15 protein-coding genes and 3 pseudogenes are annotated in these 18,045 nt (G+C 63.7%); 6 read left to right on the top strand and 12 right to left on the bottom strand.

Translation table 11 applies throughout. From position 1 onward, the window contains the following. Positions 1 to 250: 250 nt before the first annotated feature. On the top strand, positions 251 to 568 hold the full coding sequence (locus BLQ63_RS00580) for a hypothetical protein (protein WP_091027212.1): 318 nt from the start codon (positions 251 to 253) through the stop codon (positions 566 to 568). 93 nt (positions 569 to 661) lie between these two features. Next, positions 662 to 1,432 carry a transposase gene (locus BLQ63_RS00575; protein WP_091028496.1) on the top strand — a complete coding sequence of 257 codons (771 nt, stop codon included), beginning with the start codon at positions 662 to 664 and terminating at the stop codon, positions 1,430 to 1,432. A gap of 39 nt (positions 1,433 to 1,471) precedes the next feature. Here the strand turns inward: BLQ63_RS00575 and BLQ63_RS00570 are convergent, their stop codons facing one another. The 6 genes and pseudogenes from BLQ63_RS00570 to BLQ63_RS00550 form a co-directional block, all read right to left on the bottom strand. Then, entirely contained in the window at positions 1,472 to 1,987 is a 516-nt protein-coding gene (locus BLQ63_RS00570) for an AlbA family DNA-binding domain-containing protein (RefSeq protein WP_143014715.1), read from the bottom strand. A gap of 202 nt (positions 1,988 to 2,189) precedes the next feature. Beyond that, on the bottom strand, positions 2,190 to 2,798 hold the full coding sequence (locus BLQ63_RS00565; RefSeq protein ID WP_091027210.1) for a hypothetical protein: 609 nt from the start codon (positions 2,796 to 2,798) through the stop codon (positions 2,190 to 2,192). Positions 2,799 to 3,043: 245 nt separating this feature from the next. Continuing rightward, entirely contained in the window at positions 3,044 to 3,751 is a 708-nt protein-coding gene (locus tag BLQ63_RS27580; protein ID WP_143014714.1) for a hypothetical protein, read from the bottom strand. A 265-nt stretch (positions 3,752 to 4,016) separates the two neighbouring features. Beyond that, positions 4,017 to 4,825: pseudogene (locus tag BLQ63_RS29005) on the bottom strand (IS5 family transposase). An 84-nt stretch (positions 4,826 to 4,909) separates the two neighbouring features. Further along, on the bottom strand, positions 4,910 to 5,404 hold the full coding sequence (locus tag BLQ63_RS00555; protein WP_091027208.1) for a hypothetical protein: 495 nt from the start codon (positions 5,402 to 5,404) through the stop codon (positions 4,910 to 4,912). A gap of 404 nt (positions 5,405 to 5,808) precedes the next feature. Beyond that, positions 5,809 to 8,412 carry a tetratricopeptide repeat protein gene (locus BLQ63_RS00550; protein ID WP_091027207.1) on the bottom strand — a complete coding sequence of 868 codons (2,604 nt, stop codon included), beginning with the start codon at positions 8,410 to 8,412 and terminating at the stop codon, positions 5,809 to 5,811. 399 nt (positions 8,413 to 8,811) lie between these two features. Between BLQ63_RS00550 and BLQ63_RS00545 the strand changes: the two genes are divergently transcribed. Beyond that, a complete protein-coding gene (locus tag BLQ63_RS00545; protein ID WP_091027206.1) occupies positions 8,812 to 9,174 on the top strand; it encodes a histone-like nucleoid-structuring protein Lsr2 in 363 nt (120 codons plus the stop codon). Positions 9,175 to 9,266: 92 nt separating this feature from the next. On the opposite strand, the gene BLQ63_RS00540 is transcribed toward BLQ63_RS00545, so the two are convergent. Together BLQ63_RS00540 and BLQ63_RS00535 are read right to left on the bottom strand one after the other, a co-directional pair. Beyond that, positions 9,267 to 10,109 (bottom strand): HAD family hydrolase, encoded by an 843-nt coding sequence (locus tag BLQ63_RS00540; protein ID WP_177154726.1) that lies wholly within the window; start codon positions 10,107 to 10,109, stop codon positions 9,267 to 9,269. Positions 10,110 to 10,158: 49 nt separating this feature from the next. Beyond that, the gene (locus BLQ63_RS00535) at positions 10,159 to 10,554 is read right to left on the bottom strand and encodes a hypothetical protein (RefSeq protein WP_143014713.1); all 396 of its coding nucleotides are present in this window, start codon (positions 10,552 to 10,554) and stop codon (positions 10,159 to 10,161) included. 123 nt (positions 10,555 to 10,677) lie between these two features. Between BLQ63_RS00535 and BLQ63_RS00530 the strand changes: the two genes are divergently transcribed. Then, positions 10,678 to 11,217, top strand: a complete 540-nt coding sequence (locus tag BLQ63_RS00530) for a GIY-YIG nuclease family protein (protein WP_143014712.1) — start codon at positions 10,678 to 10,680, stop codon at positions 11,215 to 11,217. Positions 11,218 to 11,271: 54 nt separating this feature from the next. Here the strand turns inward: BLQ63_RS00530 and BLQ63_RS00525 are convergent, their stop codons facing one another. Then, positions 11,272 to 11,946: a GNAT family N-acetyltransferase gene (locus BLQ63_RS00525; RefSeq protein ID WP_091028494.1), complete on the bottom strand. Its 675-nt coding sequence runs from the start codon at positions 11,944 to 11,946 to the stop codon at positions 11,272 to 11,274. Positions 11,947 to 12,916: 970 nt separating this feature from the next. Continuing rightward, positions 12,917 to 13,110 (bottom strand): annotated as a pseudogene (locus tag BLQ63_RS29930) (GNAT family N-acetyltransferase); the annotation flags it as partial. Between the two features lie 626 nt (positions 13,111 to 13,736). On the opposite strand from BLQ63_RS29930, the gene BLQ63_RS00510 reads away from it, so the two are divergent. Continuing rightward, positions 13,737 to 14,321, top strand: a complete 585-nt coding sequence (locus BLQ63_RS00510; protein ID WP_143014711.1) for a uridine kinase family protein — start codon at positions 13,737 to 13,739, stop codon at positions 14,319 to 14,321. 144 nt (positions 14,322 to 14,465) lie between these two features. Here BLQ63_RS00510 and BLQ63_RS00505 read toward each other — a convergent pair. Beyond that, positions 14,466 to 15,628 (bottom strand): IS3 family transposase gene (locus BLQ63_RS00505; protein ID WP_091027201.1). Its coding sequence is split into 2 segments (ribosomal slippage): positions 14,466 to 15,370 and positions 15,370 to 15,628, totalling 1,164 coding nucleotides; the frame shifts between segments, so codons are not numbered across the junction. Here BLQ63_RS00505 and BLQ63_RS00500 point away from each other — a divergent pair. Next, positions 15,627 to 16,082: a hypothetical protein gene (locus BLQ63_RS00500; protein ID WP_143014710.1), complete on the top strand. Its 456-nt coding sequence runs from the start codon at positions 15,627 to 15,629 to the stop codon at positions 16,080 to 16,082. The two genes, BLQ63_RS00505 and BLQ63_RS00500, sit on opposite strands and share 2 nt — an antisense overlap. 213 nt (positions 16,083 to 16,295) lie before the next feature. Here the strand turns inward: BLQ63_RS00500 and BLQ63_RS00495 are convergent. Continuing rightward, positions 16,296 to 17,447: pseudogene (locus BLQ63_RS00495) on the bottom strand (IS701 family transposase). Positions 17,448 to 18,045 lie beyond the last annotated feature (598 nt).

The raw sequence follows: 18,045 nt of genomic DNA, 5'->3' as shown, positions 1-18,045 counted from the left end.
AGGAGTCTTCCATATCGAACCAATTGCGGCGCGGGGATCTGACCGAGCATCCAGTAGGCGCGAGGTCAGGGAAGCCTTCAAAGATCGGGGCCGGCGTGGACGCCGCTGAGTCGCCATGTTCGCGGGCATGACGGCCAGCAACGACCACAGGGTTAGGGTTATAGCGGACATGCCGGAGTGAACAGAGGATCTGGGTGTGCATCAATGGAGGCCGGTCATTGAACGCGGTGACGGAGCGTGGATCGGTCGGATGGTCGACGGCCGCCTTGGTGTAGGTGTTATCGGCGAGGAGCGGGTGAGCCTGGGGCAGGCGAACATGGTCCCTATGTGGCCGTTCATGGAACGCCCGCTGGCCGATTGCCTCGGCGAGTTCTCCCGGCACTGGGCTGACTTGAGCCCGGAGGAGTTTCGTTCCCCGTCGCATTTGCTGTCAACGGTCATCGGTTCGGCGCGGCGATCCTGGTCGCCGTACTGGAGGGAGCTTGCTGCGCAATGGCTCCAGCAGGCCGCCGAGATGCAGGGATTCGATTCCAGTGAACTCGAATCCGTTCGCAGCGAGGTCGACTAAAGCCTCCAGGTTCCTGCCCGGTGGGCACTGACCACTCGCTCATCTCGGACCCGCCGGACCAGATGCCGTTGAAGCGCAACGGATCATGGTGTGGTGGCAGGAGTGATCACGGCGAAGGACGAATCTTTGGTGCTGTTGTTCAGCGGGCTGAGTCCTAGTCGGTTCGCAAGGTTGGTCCGCCAGCTTCGCCGAGAAGGCGCCGATCCTGTGCTGCGAGGTCGTCCTTGGAAACTCGCTTTTGAAGACCGGGTGCTGCTGGTCGCGGCATACTGGCGTACCAACCTCACGATGCGCCAGATCGCGGCACTGTTCGGCACCTCGAAGTCGGCCGCCGACCGGATCATTGACGACCTCGCACCCAAACTCGCGCTTCGTCCCCGGCAGCGGTATGCGCCCGAGACGGTGCTCATCGTCGACGGCACTCTGGTCCCAACCAGGGACCACGCCGTGGCTGCGAAATCGAAGAACTACCGGTACTCGACCAACCATCAGGTGGTCATCCACGCCGACACCCGACGGGCGGTCGTCGTCGGGGAGCCCTTGCCGGGCAACCGTAACGACTCGGTGGCCTTCGCCGCCTCTGGCGTTGATCACGCTACCCACACCGCGACAATCATCGCCGATGGCGGCTACCAGGGCACTAGGGCGGTGATCCCTCACCGGCGCAGGGCCAAGGACGAGCCGCTCACTGACTGGAAGGAGGCGCACAATGCCTCGCACCGGAAGGTCCGCGCCCGCATCGAGCACACGTTCGCGAAGATGAAGGTCTGGAAAGTGCTGCGCGACTGCCGTCTGCGCGGCAATGGATCAGCCGAAGCGATGGCCGGCATCGCCCGGCTCTACAACCTCACCCTCGAAGACTGAAGCCCCGCGGCACCAAACTGGAACACACCGGTAGTCAACTTACGGGACAATACTTAGGAGGTCGTGGATCTGCTCGCCGAGGTCCCGGTGGGCAGCCAGGTATGTGCGCACTTCAGCGTCCCCCAGGCGCCGCTTGGTCTTTTCTCCTCGTGCGTAATAGATGTTGTCGACCATGTGCGGGGCCTGCGGCGAGGCCGGGACCTCGACGGCCACGTACCCGAGTGTCGGGTCGCCGGCTGCGGGGAAGGTTCGGGCGCGGACGGGCAGTGGCGAGTGGATCAGCTGCTGGACGACCTGCTCGATTCGCTCGCCGAGTCCTTGGAGCGGTAGTGGTTCGCACCGCCACGACTGGATGTCCTTGAGTTCGGCAACGCCGATGATGAGCACGCCGCCGTCGATGGCAAGGCCGGCGAGGTCGCGTGCCATCTCCTTGTTCTTTGCAGACCCGGTCGCGAACTCGCGCTTCGCCTCGACGTGGTGGTTCTCCTCGAACGTGCCGTTCGCGATCGCTTGCTGCAGGGCGGCTTCGGAAGTCGGGATCCAGTGATCAGCCATGGAGTCGACGTTACCGATCGCCTCCGACACGCGACATTGCGTTTACGCCGCTGCGGCGGCCTGCTACCGCTTCACTCAGTGCGTAATCGCCCCCGCTTACGGAGCTCCGGGCCCGGTCATAGGCTCTCAGTCTGATCGGACAGGAACGCAAGGAAGCGTTCGGCGAGTGGGGTCGTGATCGCTCCCCAGGCGCCGTTGGCGGTCATGTTCCCGCCGAGCTGTCCGCTGAGCAGGCCGTCGTTGACGAGCTGGTTGAAGAACCGGTCCGTGATGTCCTTGCCCTCGGCTGCCAGGTCGGGCAAGGCCCACTCAGGTTCGACGACATGGAGAAATCCGGCCTTTCCAATTCGGGGCGGGCATCGAACCATCCCGGAGGGTCTCCGAAGAGCATGAGCAGGTTGAGATGGGTAACGGTGAGGTCGTCGACCATCCGGAAGAAGAGCTGCTGGACATCGGATTGCGGTGCGCCTGTACGGGCGGAGTTCATGACCGCATTTTTGAGCAGACGGATCTTCTCTTGCTGGGACGTCCGGTCGATGATGCGTGTAGCGGTGACCACCGCGTCGATGAAGTCGTCGTTCTCTGCCAGGTTCTCCGGGCTCAGCCCGTCGACCGTCTCGCTGAGTCGCGCGATCTCGTCTGCGAGCGCCTGGAGCCATGCGGCGCGCCGCTGCTCCAGCTTGTGGTTCAACGCTTTCGACAGCGCCAGCGCGACGATGCCTCCCACCAACGGGATCACGTTCGCGCCGGCTTCGAGCCCGGTCTTGGTGTGCTCGACCCAAGGCTGGTCCTGCGGATACTCATCTGCCATACCCGCATCATCCCACGTTGGCGCACGTCGGGGCACTTTCGCGGGGTGGTCCGAGCCAGGCAGCCCGGAGATTTCATCAACGACTACGAACACCGGTCAAATTGAAACAGGATCAATCTCCCACGGCATCGCTATGCCCGATCAGCGACCGAATCTGAAACCCCAGACCGGACACAGCCAGTCTGATCACCCGCGAACTTGAAATCAGTTCTTAGTTGGCGAATCTTGCTGAAGCGTCATCAACTTCAAGCCCAGGGTGGCGCTTGATCCGGCGTAGGTTTTTCTCCGTCAGCACGAACCTCAAATCCGCTCATATATATAGGCGATCCTCCCAATCCGCCACTCAGAGGAGTTCCTCCGAACGATGGATATTGGCGCCACGTAACTGCATTGCCGTCGAACGATGACAGCGGAGTTGCGGTCTGCACATACCCACCGCCAAAGTTTCCAGTTCCGAAAGGGGGAGCAATTGGTATGGCGGATGTGGGCGCTATTTCTCTGGCCTCACTCGGTTGCTCAGTAAGCGCAGAAATACATGATCGGAGAAGGGCGGTCATTGAGAAGCCCTTTTCGCTATATTTTTCGGCTTGCAGGAGGGCCAGGACGTGCGTATCAAGATTATCCGCGATTGCCCCTATCTGCTTGCTTTTATCGGGATCTGAGTATTTAACGATAACTCGAAGCCATGCCTGCGCTTCGGCAAGATCATCGAACCATTCCCGCTGGTGCTCAAGAGAGATCACCGCACGACCATTCCCATCGATGAAACCGGTCCGCCTGAACGTGGCGCGAGTGAGATACCGCAACGCTTGTTCATGCCCTTCTGCAAGCTGCCCGCGGCGCCACTGTTGTTCCTCGATTCGAGCACGGCGAGATTCAACGAGTAGGCCTCCAAGAATCACGGCTAGCGCACCGGCCAGCGCACCACCAAAACCCATAAGCGCTGCCAACATCTGAAGCTCTTTCAGTCGTTAACTCATACGGATACGATTATCGCGCTCGGGCCGTATTCCAACATCAGCTATTCGGTCAGTTCAAAGAGCATTGATCTCGGCAAACGCTTCTCCACTTGACGATCTTCGTGAAAGCAGGAGGCACAAGAACTCACATTTCCGGCATGAGGACTATGCTGCGACCTCCTATCACTATTACAACTCGCTTCTGCTTTGCGACAGGCGGTCACAGATGCTTTTATTGACCGGAAACTTAGAGCGTGTCTCAGTTGGCGAGTTTCTTGTAGCAGGTGATGGCCGCTGCGAGGGCGAGGAATGCGGCGAAGAGGTGGCCGCGGCGTTCATATCGGATGGTGAGGCGGCGGTAGCCGCCGAGCCAGGCGATGGTGCGCTCGACGGCCCACCGGTGGCGGCCGAGCCGCTTCGAGGATTCGATGCCGATGCGAGCGATCCGGTCGCCGATGTGCCGCTCACGCAGCAGATGGTGGTTGGCGGGGATGTCGTAGGCCTTGTCCGCGTGGACCTTCGCGGGTTTGCGCCGCCGAGGTCCGCGCCAGGACCGGACCCCTGGGAGGCCCTGGATGAGAGACTCGAACGCCTGGGAGTCGTGGAGGTTCGCCGCCGAGACCGCCAGAGAGAGGGGCAGGCCGACTCGATCGGTCAGGACGTGGATCTTCGAGCCCGGCTTGCCACGATCGACCGGGTTTGGACCGGTCAGCGATCCCCCTTTTAGCACGCATGCTCGCAGCGTCCACGATCGCGCGTGACCAGTCGACCTCACCTTGCGCGCCAAGTCGGTCAAGGATGACACGATGCAGCTTCGCCCACAGCGCGGCCTCGGACCACTCGGTGAAGCGCCGGTGCGCGGTCTGGTGCGAGACACCGAAGACCGGCGGCAGATGCCGCCACGCGCACCCGGTGGTCAGCACGAACACGATCGCGGCGAAGACCTGACGGTCATCGACCCGTTGGATGCCGCCGCCCTGCGCGCGCTTCGGTGATCTCCTACAGTCCATCGGGTACCAGGCGTCTGGTGAACTCATCCACGCATGATCTATACCGGACCCGTTGCATGCCAAGGGAGACACGCTTTAGGGCGCTCGGTGCGGATCGCATCGTCAGCCTCGCAGCGTTTCGCAGCCTCTGCCCGGCTGCAAATCAGTTGGCTTTCGTATAGAACTGGTCGTCCTCTGGTGCCGCGTCAATGTTCCATGGGTACAGGCGCACGTCGTCACCGGAGCCGGTGAAGATGAGCTCTTCAGTGAACGGGTCGTCGGCTTCCATGTCGATCCATTCGCCGACACCGGTGATGCCGCAAGGCTGCCCGAGATCGCCGCCCTCGTCGTACGCCTCAAACCGGTAGTCATCGCACAGCGTCCACGTGCCGGTGAACTCGTTCCCCGCGATGTTCCGGCCGGACCCGGGCCCGTACGTGGCGCCGGTCGCGGTGAAGGTGCCGTTGTCGCGGAAGTCGACGGTGCGGCCGGTTTCGTCCTGCCAGAGCCCGAGGACTGCTTCGCGGGCGATCCTCTCGCCGGGCGGGTCTTCGTGAGGTGCGGCACCGTATCCCCCAACGCACGCGAGCGTGAGGGTGGCGAGGGCGAGCGTGAGCGCGATGATGTGGGGTGTGCGCAGGCGACCGGTTGCGGGCATGGGGTTCTCCGAGGCAAACAGAGCAACATGTCTTGAACGTGTTCAAATTTCTACGAAGACTGTACTGCTGTCGTGAACGCTCCTCGCCAGCCCTGCGGCCACCGTGACAGCCGCCCTGGTCAAAATCCTGATTGGGCTGGATTAGCCGACCTCGGGCCCGACGATCCCGGTGCCGTCTCAACGTTCATGCGTGACCGCCGTGCCGCGCTCGTGGCCGCCATCGAAAGACTCTTCCGCGCGCCAAGTCAAGGTTGTAAGAAGCGCCGACCCCAGACAATCCCGCAGGTACACAGACCAACTGAGACACGCTCTTAGGAGATGGAAGAACCAGTTTCTTTTTCACAGCCTGAACCTGAGAGCGGCCCGCCAGCGACTCACGAGCTTACTGACCTGTTTGCTGGCGATCAGTAGAGGTCAAAGGCGTGCAGGCATCGGTCGATGCGCTCTGTCCAGTCGAGTTCGCGATAGTGTTTTAGGGCGATATCCAGTGCGGCTCGGGCTTCATCGTTGCGCTCTGCTGCCGTGTGCATCCGGGCGAGGCCTTCGAATGCCATGGCTCGGCCGACCTGGTCGCCCGTGGCGTCGGCGAAGTCGATCGCCGCCTGGTAGTGGGCCTGCGCTTCTTCCCAGTTGTGCTGCGCGCGGGCGGTGGCGCCGATTCCGCGCATGGCGATGGACTGGGCGATGCGATCGTTGATGGCCTGGGCGATGCGGAGCGCTTCCTTGTAGAAGTCTTCCGCCTCGATCCAGCGGTGTTGCTCACGAGCGACGGCGCCGCGACCACTGAGGGCGATGGCCTGGACCGGCTGGTCGTTGGTGTTCTGAAAGATGTCGAGCGCTTGCTGGAAGAGTCGGTCGGCTTCATCCAGCTGGCCTTGGAGGCGTGCGAGGTCGGCGAGGCCGATGAGGGCGCGCGATTCAGCGAAGGCGTGCTCGGTGGCTTCTGCGAGGCGCAGTGCGGTTTGGAAGTGCTCTTCTGCTTCGGGCCAGCGGTCTTGAAGCCGAGCGATTCTGCCGAGCCCGATATGGTTCCCGGCCCGGTCGCGGAGGTACTCGGGGTTGTCGGTGCCGTCGGTGAGGCGGAGCAGGGTCTGGTAGTGGACTGCGGCTTGCTGCCAGCGTCCACGAAACTGCGCGATCCGTCCGAGGCCCGCGGCGGCTTTGATTTGCCCGTCCAGGTTGGGGTTCTCGCTCAAGTCGGCGAGTACGACGGTGGCGAGGTCGTAGCGGTTGGTCAGGCGCAGCCAGCGAGCGAACTCGTCGGCCAGTGTCACCGCGTCGACGTGCTGGGCGTCGATCGCGGCGAGGGTGGTCGCGAGGATTTCGGCGGTCGCGGCGTTGAGCCACGCTTCGGCCGGACCAGGGCCTGTGAAGGCGTGCTCGTCGGTCAACGCGGCGGGCTCGGTGGTGGTATTAGTGCCCCAAATCTGGCTTACTGCGGCGCTGACACGCTGGCGCATCCACGCGACAAGACGGTCCCGTGCTTCCTCGGGGCCTTGGAGATCGGCTTCTGCGGCGATGGTGGGCACGAACTTGGCGTCCTGATCGTGGAGTTGGAAACGGTAGTGCGGCAGCGTCTTGACCAGGTGGTGGCTGGCAAGCATCCGCAGATGCTCGGCGGTGGTGTACTCGCTGGCCCCGGTAATGGCGCCGATGGAGGCGGCTTCGAAGTCAGGTCCCGGGTGGAAGCCGCATGCATATGCGGTGCGCCGGAAGACATCGGAGGCGAGCTGCTGCAATGCCTCGCGATACATCACCTCAAGCACATCGCTTCCTGCATCCTTAACACGCTGCAGCAGCAGACTGGGCTGCACGCTCCGCAGTTGCTGCCCAAGCGCATCCAAGGCCTTGGGGTTGTGATTGACCGCTGCGGCGAGTGCGTCGAGATCGCCCTGGTCAAGGTCGGCATCGTTGCCGTGGCGCAGCAGGGCCACCGCATCGGAGGGCTTGAGTGGTCGAGCCTCGATCGACTGGTCACCTGGCAGCCGCAAGCCCGTGAGTGTGTTGCGGCTGGTCATCATAAGGGCGCAGCGTGATCCGGCCGGCGGCATCAACTCGCTCACCTGCGCCGCGTCAAGAACATCGTCGAGGATGACTAGTGCCTGGTGCTCGGCCATCCAATTGCGCCACCGATCGACACGGGTGGCCAGGTCAGGCGGAATGGTGAGGTGCCTGGCTTGGTGCAGCAGTTCTTCGAGCAGGTTCGCAGGGGTGCGCCGCGGTTGGCCGGGGGTCCAGGAGTGGAGGCTGACGTACAACTGCCATTCAGGGAAGTCTTCGCTGGCATCGGCAGCGGCCTGGTGGACCAATACTGATTTGCCGGCGCCGCCGCGGCCGTGTACGAGGGCGACGAACGGTCCATCCCCAGCGGCAGCACGCCGTGCGCCAGCCGCGAGAGCGTTCACCTCGCTTGCTCTGCCCACCAGGTACCGGAGTGGCGTGGGAATCGTCGACTTCCTGGAGGCCGAGGCGAGCGTTTCCTGGATAGCGCCGTCCTGCGGCCCTTCCATCGCCGGAACCGAACTTGTCAGCGCTGCGAGGTCGTGGCGGTAGTTCGACCACATCTCTGCCAGCGGGCTGTCGTCGCCGCGGCGTTGCGCCCAGTGTTTGAACTGCGCCAGGATAGCCAGGAGCAACGGCGCTACGAACTCATGGTCCGGGTCGATTGGCGGAATCTGCCCGGTCTCATCTGGCGGCGCTTTAATGGTGGCCACCCAAATGCAGATCTCTTCAGCGAGATCGATCGGGTAGGAGCCGTTGACCAGGGGCCAGTCGTCCCGGTCTCGCTCGAGCAAGGCCCGTTCAAAGCTTGCCTGGTCCTCGGCATCGGTGAACAGGGCCCTCGCCGCCTCTTTCACGCCGTCCTCAACAACGAACCCGAGTGCAGAGCGCACCTCGGGCGTGTCCTGACCACGTCGCATCAGCTGTGTTCTGCGACGGCTTTTCACTTGGCTCAGCAGCAGCTTCAACAACATCCCCGACAGACCGAACTGTCCCGGCTCGATCATCACATCACCGCTGCCCCAGCGCCGACAGCGCGCACCAGCGGCGCACAACCACAGCCCGCCGGTACCGCTCGGGATAGCGGGTGCGATGAGGACGCTGCAGCTCGCGTAAAAGGAAGTGGACGGCTGTCACCATGCTTCGACGATACCGGCTCGTGGCCTATGGCGCTCTCCCTCGATCGGCCAGGCGCACAGTCAGCATCGGTGATGGGCAGTAGCACGGCGAGCGCCGATGAATTATTGCTTGAATATGGCACCAATTGCCCACCGATCTGACAGGGCTTGCGGATCATGTCGTTACTCGTGGGTTAATATGCTGCGAATAATCGAATGCGCTACTCGAATCGCTGGTCGCATACAGTCGCGATCAAGGCTTGTGGCGTTCATATCTAAGGGGCACATATGGCTAGGAAAACCCAGGTCATTCTGATCGACGACATCGATGGTGGGAAGGCCGAGGAGACGGTCAAGTTCGCGCTTGATGGCCAGGCGTACGAGATCGATCTCTCGGCCGGGCACGCCAAGGAACTGCGAAGCGTCTTGGAGAAGTTCCAGGAGGCCGGCACTCGCCTGGGCCGCTACAGCCTCGGCACCACACGCGGTCCGGTCCGCTCGGCTTCGGGTGCACCGCGCAGTCGTCCGAGTGTTGACCGGGAGCAGAACAAGGCGATTCGGGAGTGGGCCGGGCGCAACGGCAAGCAGGTCTCGCCTCGCGGGCGTATCCCCCAGGCCATCATCGAGGAATACCACGCCGCCAACAACTGACCTCGCCACAACGGGCTGTCTGGTGCTTGAGACCAGTAACGATGGTTACCAGCGCGATCAAGCTCGGCCTATGTCAATCTAGAGGCTGGGCGTCACCGAGCGCCAAGTGAATCGTCTCCGGCCCCAGGCTGGCCGGTAGCGAGGAGGGCTTCGATGACGGCGGCGACGCCGTCTTCGCCGCTGGCGCCGCACCGGTCGGTAGCGGCCCGGGCCGCTGCTGGGTGGGCGTCGGCGACGGCGAAGGAGCGGCCGGCCCACGCCAGCATCGCACCATCGGTCGGGGCGTCGCCGAACGCGACGACCTGCTCGGGGCCGATGCCGGCCTCGGTGCACCAAGCGGCGAGAGTCCGGGCTTTAGAGACGCCGGCAGGGCCGAGCTCGAGCAGGTCGACGCTGCCGGTCTCCCACACCTCAACACCTTCGAGCTCAAGCTTGCGGGCAATGTAGAGGAGGTCGGTGGCGCTGCCTCCGGCGATGTGGGCGTGGAGCTTCACGAACGGCGGCGCCGATCCAAGAACCGCACCGAGCGAGGTGGCGAATGTGGTCCGGTCGAGCACGGAGTCGACCTTCGCGTATCCGGGCTCGGCGAAGACCTCCAGGCCGGTCTCGACCGCGAACCGCACCCCGGGCAAAGCGGCGCGCAAGGCCTTCGCCGCCGCTTCGGCAATCTCGGGCGCCATGGTGTGCAACATGATCGAGCTGCGGTCAGTCGGGTTGTAGACCATGGTCCCGTTCGCGCAGATCGCAAGATCGATGCTGGCGGCGAGACCAGTCCAGACCTCGAAGACTCGCGGCGGCCTCGCAGTTACCGCCACCACCGTGATGCCGCAGTCGCGCGCGGCACCGAGAGCGGCTCGGCTGCGGTCGCTGAAGCAGCCGCCGGCCCCCAGCAGGGTCTTGTCGAGGTCGGTCGCAATGACACGCACGGCAGTCACGAGATCTCCCGTCTGGCAGTCGATCGTTGCCCTGGCATGAGTCTGCGGTTCACTGGTAGTGGGAGGGAGCTACGTCGAGATGGCTGAGGTCAGGCCATCGGCGTATGGGCTCCTCGAGCCAGGAATGGATTTCGAGTGAGCGCAGGTACCCGTCGCTAGTGAAAAGGATGACGCCGGCGTAGACGTCGGTGTCGACGTAGTTGCCGTCGGCCAGTGGCCGGCCCTCGTGCGCAGGCGCGGGATCACACTTGGTCTTGTCGACCCAGAGGTCGACCGAGGTGCACCCGCACGGGCACCCCTCTTCCATGGTCGTGAAAGGAATCTGGCGCCGCAGCGCACAGTGCACCGGGTTGTCGCCTGGCAGGAGGGCCTCCAGCGTGTCCACGACGATGGGCGACAGCGGCACCGGGCTGTCAACCGGAACTGTCTCCTGCGGTCTGCTCACCAGACGATTCTCGCAGAACCCCACGCGACCGCCCGTCTCTGATTGCGTGCTGCATCAAGCAGCTCGGGTGCAGCCAATCGGCACGGGGGCAGGTGTCTTTCTTCGGATCGGTACTGTGGCCTGGTGGACGAACTCAGCACGTTCGCAACACCCCCGGTCCCCCTCGAGTCGGCAGTCCCGGTGCTGCCATCGACTGCGGGCCTGTACGCATGGTGGGCCCCGATGGAGGTCTTTGAGACGCTCCCGGGGCCGTTCCACCTCGCCAGGCCCGATCTGCGGCTGCTGTACATCGGGACTGCTTCGAACCTGCGCCGCAGGATCCGAGGCGACCATATCCGGCGATCGGGAACCTCGACGCTTCGACGCACACTTGCCGGTCTCCTCCTCGAAACCGAGCGCTACCAGACCACTTGGACCGACCGGGTCGTGCTCGTACCAAGCGATGAGGTGCGCTTGACCGAATGGATGCAGCGCCACTTGCAGTTGAACTGGGTCATCGAAGCCGAATCGGCACCGGTCGAGACACGGCTGATCGCCGCCTTGCAGCCACCGCTCAACGCTCGCGGAATCGCAGCCGGCGCCACGGCCGACACCATCAGACAAGCGCGATCGTCCTACCGACGCAGCACAGTCGCCGAGGACAGTGAGTCCCCACAATTCTGATTTGACCCCATCCACAGTCTGAACCCCCGGGGCAAGAGCTTCCCCTGGTTTGAGTTACGGGGTGAGCCGCTTGCTGAAGCGCCGGCAGACATGGACGCGCGCGAACTGTTCGCGGAGCGAGCTCTCTTCCTTGATGGTGGCATGGAGGAAGACCTTTACCGGCTTGAGTCCGGGCCGGCGCTCCCCGATCGCTCGGTCAGGCTCTTGGACGTCGACGTAGAGATCGGCGTACACGTGAAGGTAGTGGTCGCTCTCGGAGAAGCCGTTGTCGCGGTACCACTTCAGAGCGCCGGGGTCGTCTCGGGTCCATGCCTCGATGGTCTCCGCACCGAGGCGGAGTGCACGATCGCCTGCTTCTTCGAGCAACTTCCTGGCGATGCCTTGGGAGCGGTGGTCGGGGTGGACGGCGAGAGTCTCGATAGTGGCCGTGGCGTCCTTGACAGCGAGGTCGAGCATGCCCACCACGCCGTCCGCCCTCGCAATCGCCACCAGCTCGAAGCCGGGCGCAGTGATGCGCGGTTTGGTTCTTTCGACCGCGTCAAAGTAGGCCGTGTCCAGGAACGACAGGACATGACAGCGAAGCCAGGCCGACTCGTCCCCAGGCTCGTAGTCGCGAACCGAGACCGTCGCGGACAGTTCCCTCCAGATGTCGAGATCGAAGCTCGGGACATACGGCACGGGACTCGAGGGAGGGCCGATCTCCCTGTGCTCGTTCTCAATACCTTCCATCACTCCATCTTGCATCGACATGCCATAGATCACCACCTCCTTTTCCCAGGCTAGCGTCGCTGGCGATCAGCGGAGAGTATCGAGCAGGAGGTTGAGGGCCTCTCCCTGCGTCGCGCCAACCTTTCACCGATCCTCACCGGCAGTAAAGTCTCCGCATCGACTAGTGATCAAGCGCAAGCGATCAGCTCATCCCGGCTTCAAGTCCGGAGCGGTGCAGGTTACGCTGAGTCGCCCTTGACCCACACGGGCGAGGTGAGAATGTCCGCGTCGGGAATTCGCTGCTGTCGTCAAGTTCCGCGCAGCCCTGCGCGAGAACTGCCCTGGCTGCGCCAGCCTGCCGCGATCTGCCCCAGCTTTTCGCAACGCGGCAGTTTTCGAGTGACGCGACGACCTCGGCAACATTGCCGGTCACACGGCGGGGCGCTTGCGTCCATGTCTGGCGCCCCCGTGCCGATCAGTCTTCATTCGCGGCCAGTCGCACCGTCTGGCCCAGCGGCCCAAGTTGCGCGGTCACGTTGCGTGACGGTTGGGGCCTACCGCAGAGCGGTGGTTCAACCGGCAGGCCAACCGCCGCCGGTGGGTGGTCGAGCAGGGCATCGCGCATTTGCGATCGTGGAAGGTCCTCGCTACCGGCTACTGCCGGCCCCTGCCGAAAGCCGACCCGTCCCTACAGACCGTGATCAAACTCCAGATGTACCGCCATCACTCAGAAGCAGCTTTTGAATGAGCTTCAGGGTCTCGCCGATAAGGCGAGCGATGCCATGCTGCGAACGTCCGCGCCGCGGTCTCATCGTCGAGTCCGTCGTCGAGCGCCGCCATCACTCGCATCCGCAGTAGTTCCTGCTACTTGGGCGAGAGCGTGCGCGTGTCTACTCGGAGTCCGTCAGCCACAACAAGGCAACGACGAGAGCATCTACGAGGTACTCACTGAGCCGTGTATCGGCTTGAGTGATGGTCGCGCCCCTGAGCATCACAGCGACGTGGCGTGGATGCGAACTGGCTTCTCGGAGCGTGAAGTGGCGTTGCGCTCGAAGGGGAGGCCGATCTTCTCGGCGACACGCTGCGATGGCTGGTTGTCCGGGTCATTATCGCGATCAGGCGCTTCGCTTCGATGACGTCGCGGGCGTGGTCGCGGCAGGCTGCCGCTGCTTCGGTGGCGTAGCCGGGCGCCGGAATCCCGCGCCTCGGCGAGCGGAACGAGGTGGTCGATGTCCAACCCCCGAGGTCCCTCGACGGTCACCTCATCGTAGTAGGAGTACCAGCTACCACCGGAGACCTTGCAATCCTCATCAACCGTCGGCGCGACCACGGCTTCGGCGATCAAGACCTCCTGACGGGTCGCACACCCATCGTGGTCCGCATCGATCCAGTGGTGAAACAGGTCCCGGTCGTAACCGGTACGGTCCTCGCTCGCGACCGGCAGCCCCGCCAGCGCGTCGGCCAGCGTGGGGCCTTCAGCAGGGGCTTGTGCGATCGCCGGAGCGGTGAGGCCGCAGCCGAGGACAGCAGCCATGGCAGCGGACATGACTAGCGAGCGCGTGCGCATGGGGGTTCCTTCACAGTGGTAGCAGTACAGGGCAAACCGCACCGACCCTAACCACCAATCGTCTACTATGCACTGATCTTAGTAAGTCCATCCCGGCCGCGCCTCGCGCACGCCAGGACCCCTTGCCCAGATGAGGCAACACCTCGCCCCGCATGACGGACCAACTCCGTTGCCTGACCCGCGCGTACGAAGGCCCTCCCACCGATCCCGGCCTCCGGCCCGGGCGTTCCGTAGAATGGCCACGATGATCGACGAACTGTGCGAGCGGATCACCGCCAGGTCACCCAAGAACGGCGAGTTCCTGATGGTGGCCGTCGACGGACGCGGCGGATCGGGCAAGTCGACCTTGACCGACGAACTCGCGCGCCACCTTCCAGGCTTCACCATCATGCACGGTGACGATTACTGGGAGCCGAGCCAAGACAGCGAATTCGGTTGGTTCAACGAGGATCGGTTCCACCACGATGTCGTCGAACCGCTGAGCAAGGGTCAGCGTCGCCTGGCATATCGCCCCTACATCTGGGAATCCGAGCCGCACCTGCGGTCCCAGGAGCTGGTCGTGGACGCCGGGATCGCCATCGAGCGCTGCTACTCGATCGGCCTGCCACTCGATTGGGACTACACCATCTGGGTCGATGCCACCCCCGAACTGGCCCTCGAACGCGGCATCGCCCGCGACCCGCACCAGGCCGAGGTCTGGGCGAACCTCTGGCTCCCCAGAGAAGACGCCTACATCGAACGCGAACAACCGAAAACCCGCGCCGACACCGTCATCGACGCAACCCTGCCCTTCACACAAACCAGCCCCCGCCCTGAACATCACATCTAGTACTGCTGCGGCACTTGGCGATCATGAGGCGGAGCGCTTGAGGTTGTGGGTGTGACGGGAGGGGTTGCCGCAGGCATCGCGTCTTGTAGGTTCGTACTGAGGTGTAGCGAGGATTTTGGACGTGGATCTCGTAACGGTTGGGTTTCAGGCGGCGCGAGTGAAGTACTCGGCCAGGGCCTCGGCGGGTGTCTTGTAGCCGAGGGTCGAATGTAGGCGTTGGCGGTTGTAGAACACCTCGATGTAGTCCGCGACCGCCAACCTGGCTTCGGCGCGGGTAGCGAAAGACCGCTGGTGGTAGCACTCGTTCTTCAAGCTCGCGAAGAACGACTCGGCGGCGGCGTTGTCCCAGCACACGCCGGTGCGGCCCATGGACCGGTCGATGCCGTTGGTGGTGCACCAGGCCGCGAACGCCGCCGAGGTGTACTGGGTGCCCCTGTCGGAGTGGAACACTGCGCTCTCCTCGAGGTAGCCGGCGTCCTTCGCGGCAGCCAGGGCATCGATGATCAGGCTCGTGCGCATGTGATCGGCACTCTGCCAGCCGATGACCATGCGCGTGTGCAGGTCGATGACGGTAGCCAAATACAGCCAGCCTTCCCCGGTCTTGAGATAGGTGATGTCACCGACCGCTGCGCGCCCGGGAACTTCGGCGGTGAAGTCCCGCTCGATCCGATCGGGCACCTCCTCAGCGACCTCACCGGGCACGGTGGTCTTCTTCCACGCTCTTGGCTGGACCGCTTCGAGGCCGAGCTCGCGCATCAGGTCAGCGACCAGCCCCACCGAGCAGGCAACACCTTCCCGGTTGAGCTGCGCGCAGACCCTGCGACACCCGTAGGTCTTCCTGGAATCGGCGAACACCCGCCCGATCTGACCGGCCAGGTCGCGGCGCCGCACTTCGGTAGCCGTCTCGGCTCGGTTCTTCCAGTAGTAGAAGGTCGACCGGGCGACCCCGAGCAGCCGGCACATCCAGGTGATCTCGTAGTGGGCCTTCTCCGCCTCGATCAGGGCGCAGCGCTCGGCTACTCCTGCATCCTCGCGAAGAAGGCCGCGGCTTTTTTCAGGAACTCGTTCTCCATGCGCAGCCGCGCGACCTCGGCCTCCAGCTCGGAGATGCGGGCTCGATCCACGGGTGATTCCTCAGGTGATGTCTCGGGGTGTTCGTCTTTCCAGGCATTCACCCAGTTGCCCAGGGTGGTCGGGTTAATCCCGAGGTCGCGGGCGACCTCGGCGAACGTCCGACCGGTCTGGACGACCATCTGCACAGCCTCGGCCTTGTACTGCGGGCTGAACTTCCGGCGTTTCGCGGGCATGGACACGATCCTCTCAAATCAGGATCCGTGTCCAACATCCTTGTTACACCTCAGTACCGTGTTCACCCCTCTCATGTGTCCGCTGGCAATGGCCGTCCTGGTTACCCTCATTGTCCTCAAGATCCGCAATCGTTCGAAGGGCGTGCAGCAGACCCGCAGCCTGGGTTTCGCGGCGGTCGCGGTGGCTGGGCTTTTCGGGATCGTGATCGTCTATGGGCAAGGCGAGTTTGACGCGGCGCTTTACCAGGACGTGGAGATGCTGTGCCCCGCGAACGGAGCCGGGACGCATATCGGATGGGAGTACTCGGATCTCCCTCTCCGTCGAACGCTCCTTTGCTCAGAGGGCAACGTCGAGCTGGTGCCAGCCTGGGTCAACCCAGCATTGTTTGCCCTCTTCGCAGCGGTGCTGGGATTCTTCGCGGTCTCGCTCGTAACTTGGAGGCGAGGCCGTTGATCCTTCAGCGTGAGTGAAGGAGTCGCCCTCGCGAAGTACCACGGCGTTGTTCTCCCGAGGCTGGCAATTAACCCGCGTACCGTCGCTCGTAGTGGCTTTGCCTGGTCTGGTGCTGTTTTCGTCGTCTCCAGCGTGACCAGGCAAGCAGTCGATCGTTATCCCGTTGGGGTGCAAGGAGAAGAGCATAGACCAGTCGCCGCAGTTCGGGGACGGTCAGCGGGATGCGCTGCTCCGGTCTAGCCAGTCCACCCCTTTTTCGCGTCCGGCGGCGCGGGTCACCGCAAGCAGGGCGTGGGCGATCATCGCTAGCGTGGTGTGGGCGTGCCAGGCCCGCCAGGTCCGGGCCTGGTACTGGTCGAGCCCGCAGACGTCTTTGGCCTGCTGGAAGCACTCCTCGACCTTCCACCTTGTTCCAGCGATTTAAGCCAGGTCGGTCAGACTGGAGCGCCTTGGCCCGTAGCAGATGTAGTAGGCGATCTTGGTCGGGTCCGTGATGGACCGCCGTGCCAGAAGCCAGTGACCCCGGCCCGGTCGCCAAGCCCAGCGGACCGGCACCCGCGCCCAGTCATAGCGCCTGGGTCCATGGGAGCCGGCCCCGACGCTGAGCCGCTGCCAGGCGCGTTCGGGCAGGTCGTCGATCACGGCCTGGGCGCGCGGTTGTGAGAAGCCGATGACCACATCGTCCTTGCCGCGCAAGGCAAGGACATGGAACTGGTCGCGTTGCTCGAGCCAGAACCGGAGGTACTTCGCCGACCCGTACGCGGCATCGGCCGTCACCCACTGGAACGGCAGCCCGGCATCGTCGGCGCGCTCGATGATCACCTGGGCAAGACGGGGCTTGGTGACCGTCCCGGCCGCGATGCGCTCGGCTGGGACCCCGGCCGCTGCGCAGCGGTCCGGGTCCTCGGTCCAGTCCTTGAGCAGGTAGAGCTCGCGGTCGACCAGGGCATGCCCTTTCGCGGAGGCATAGGCGGCGAACACGGTGATCTGGGAGTTCTCGATCCGGCCCGCGGTTCCCGAGTACTGCCGCGCGACCCCGACCGAGGCCCGGCCCTTCTTCACGAACCCGGTCTCGTCCAGGATGAGCACCCCGTCGGCCTCGCCGAGCCGCTCGGACACATAGCCGGTCAGGTCGTCGCGGATCGCCTCGACATCGAAGCGCGCCTTGCGCAGCAGCCGCTGCATCCCGTCCGGGCTGCTCTCGCCGGCGTGTTCGGCGATCCACCACGAGTTCTTGCGCTGCAAGCCCGACAACAATCCGGCGACATAGTCGCGCACCCGCTCACGCGGCTCCGACCTGGAGAACCGTGGGCCGATCCGGGCCATCAGATCCTCGAACTCCGCACTCCAGAGAGCAAGGTTCACATCCTCCATGACCAGAGAACGAGTCAGCTTCACAACCGGTAACGCCAAGTGCCGCAGCAGTACTAGGGCTTGTCCTGTGAATCGTGGAGCCAGACCATGGTCCGGTTATGACCAGGACCGCGCGGTAGATGGACCCCCGTTTCGCGTAGCGGGGCTCCTCGCCCCGGATACCCAGACCATCATTCGGAACATCGCCTTCATCAAGACCTGGGGGACAGACGACCTTCCCCGGAGGTATCTCAAATCTGACCAGACCTGGAGGCACCGGCAATTCCCCTACTGCAAGGTGCCCCACATCAACGATGCGATGCTGACGGGTCACCCGTCATGCTGCACCTTGAACGCCTCTCACCTGGCGCCCTCGAACTTTCCAATGTTTGCTGGTGATATCCCAAGGCACGCAACCAGACTCGATTTCACGGAGGACTGTGACTTAGTTAACTCAAGAGAAGACTGTCGCCCCTGAACGTCCCAGGGCATCCTGGAAGGTCTAGACCAGCGAGAGACTAGCGAGAGCAAAAAAGGAAAGCTCCCAAGCCAGGGAGCAAGTCCCTGACCTAGGAGTTCTGGTCGGGTTGACAGGATTTGAACCTGCGAC

This window comes from Glycomyces harbinensis, assembly GCF_900101745.1.
GTDB classification, from domain to species: domain Bacteria; phylum Actinomycetota; class Actinomycetes; order Mycobacteriales; family Micromonosporaceae; genus Glycomyces; species Glycomyces harbinensis.
The sequence above is the reverse complement of the archived record's forward strand: the minus strand, read 5'-3'. Positions and strand labels throughout refer to the sequence as shown.

What these genes read in the sequence shown, in the direction of transcription:
- BLQ63_RS00580 (WP_091027212.1), top strand. Translation starts at nt 251, where the DNA reads ATGGTCGACGGCCGCCTTGGTGTAGGTGTTATCGGCGAGGAGCGGGTG.
- BLQ63_RS00570 (WP_143014715.1), bottom strand. Translation starts at nt 1,987, where the DNA reads ATGGCTGATCACTGGATCCCGACTTCCGAAGCCGCCCTGCAGCAAGCG.
- BLQ63_RS00565 (WP_091027210.1), bottom strand. Translation starts at nt 2,798, where the DNA reads ATGGCAGATGAGTATCCGCAGGACCAGCCTTGGGTCGAGCACACCAAG.
- BLQ63_RS27580 (WP_143014714.1), bottom strand. Translation starts at nt 3,751, where the DNA reads ATGTTGGCAGCGCTTATGGGTTTTGGTGGTGCGCTGGCCGGTGCGCTA.
- BLQ63_RS00555 (WP_091027208.1), bottom strand. Translation starts at nt 5,404, where the DNA reads ATGCCCGCAACCGGTCGCCTGCGCACACCCCACATCATCGCGCTCACG.
- BLQ63_RS00550 (WP_091027207.1), bottom strand. Translation starts at nt 8,412, where the DNA reads ATGATCGAGCCGGGACAGTTCGGTCTGTCGGGGATGTTGTTGAAGCTG.
- BLQ63_RS00545 (WP_091027206.1), top strand. Translation starts at nt 8,812, where the DNA reads ATGGCTAGGAAAACCCAGGTCATTCTGATCGACGACATCGATGGTGGG.
- BLQ63_RS00525 (WP_091028494.1), bottom strand. Translation starts at nt 11,946, where the DNA reads ATGGAAGGTATTGAGAACGAGCACAGGGAGATCGGCCCTCCCTCGAGT.
- BLQ63_RS00510 (WP_143014711.1), top strand. Translation starts at nt 13,737, where the DNA reads ATGATCGACGAACTGTGCGAGCGGATCACCGCCAGGTCACCCAAGAAC.
- BLQ63_RS00500 (WP_143014710.1), top strand. Translation starts at nt 15,627, where the DNA reads ATGGACACGATCCTCTCAAATCAGGATCCGTGTCCAACATCCTTGTTA.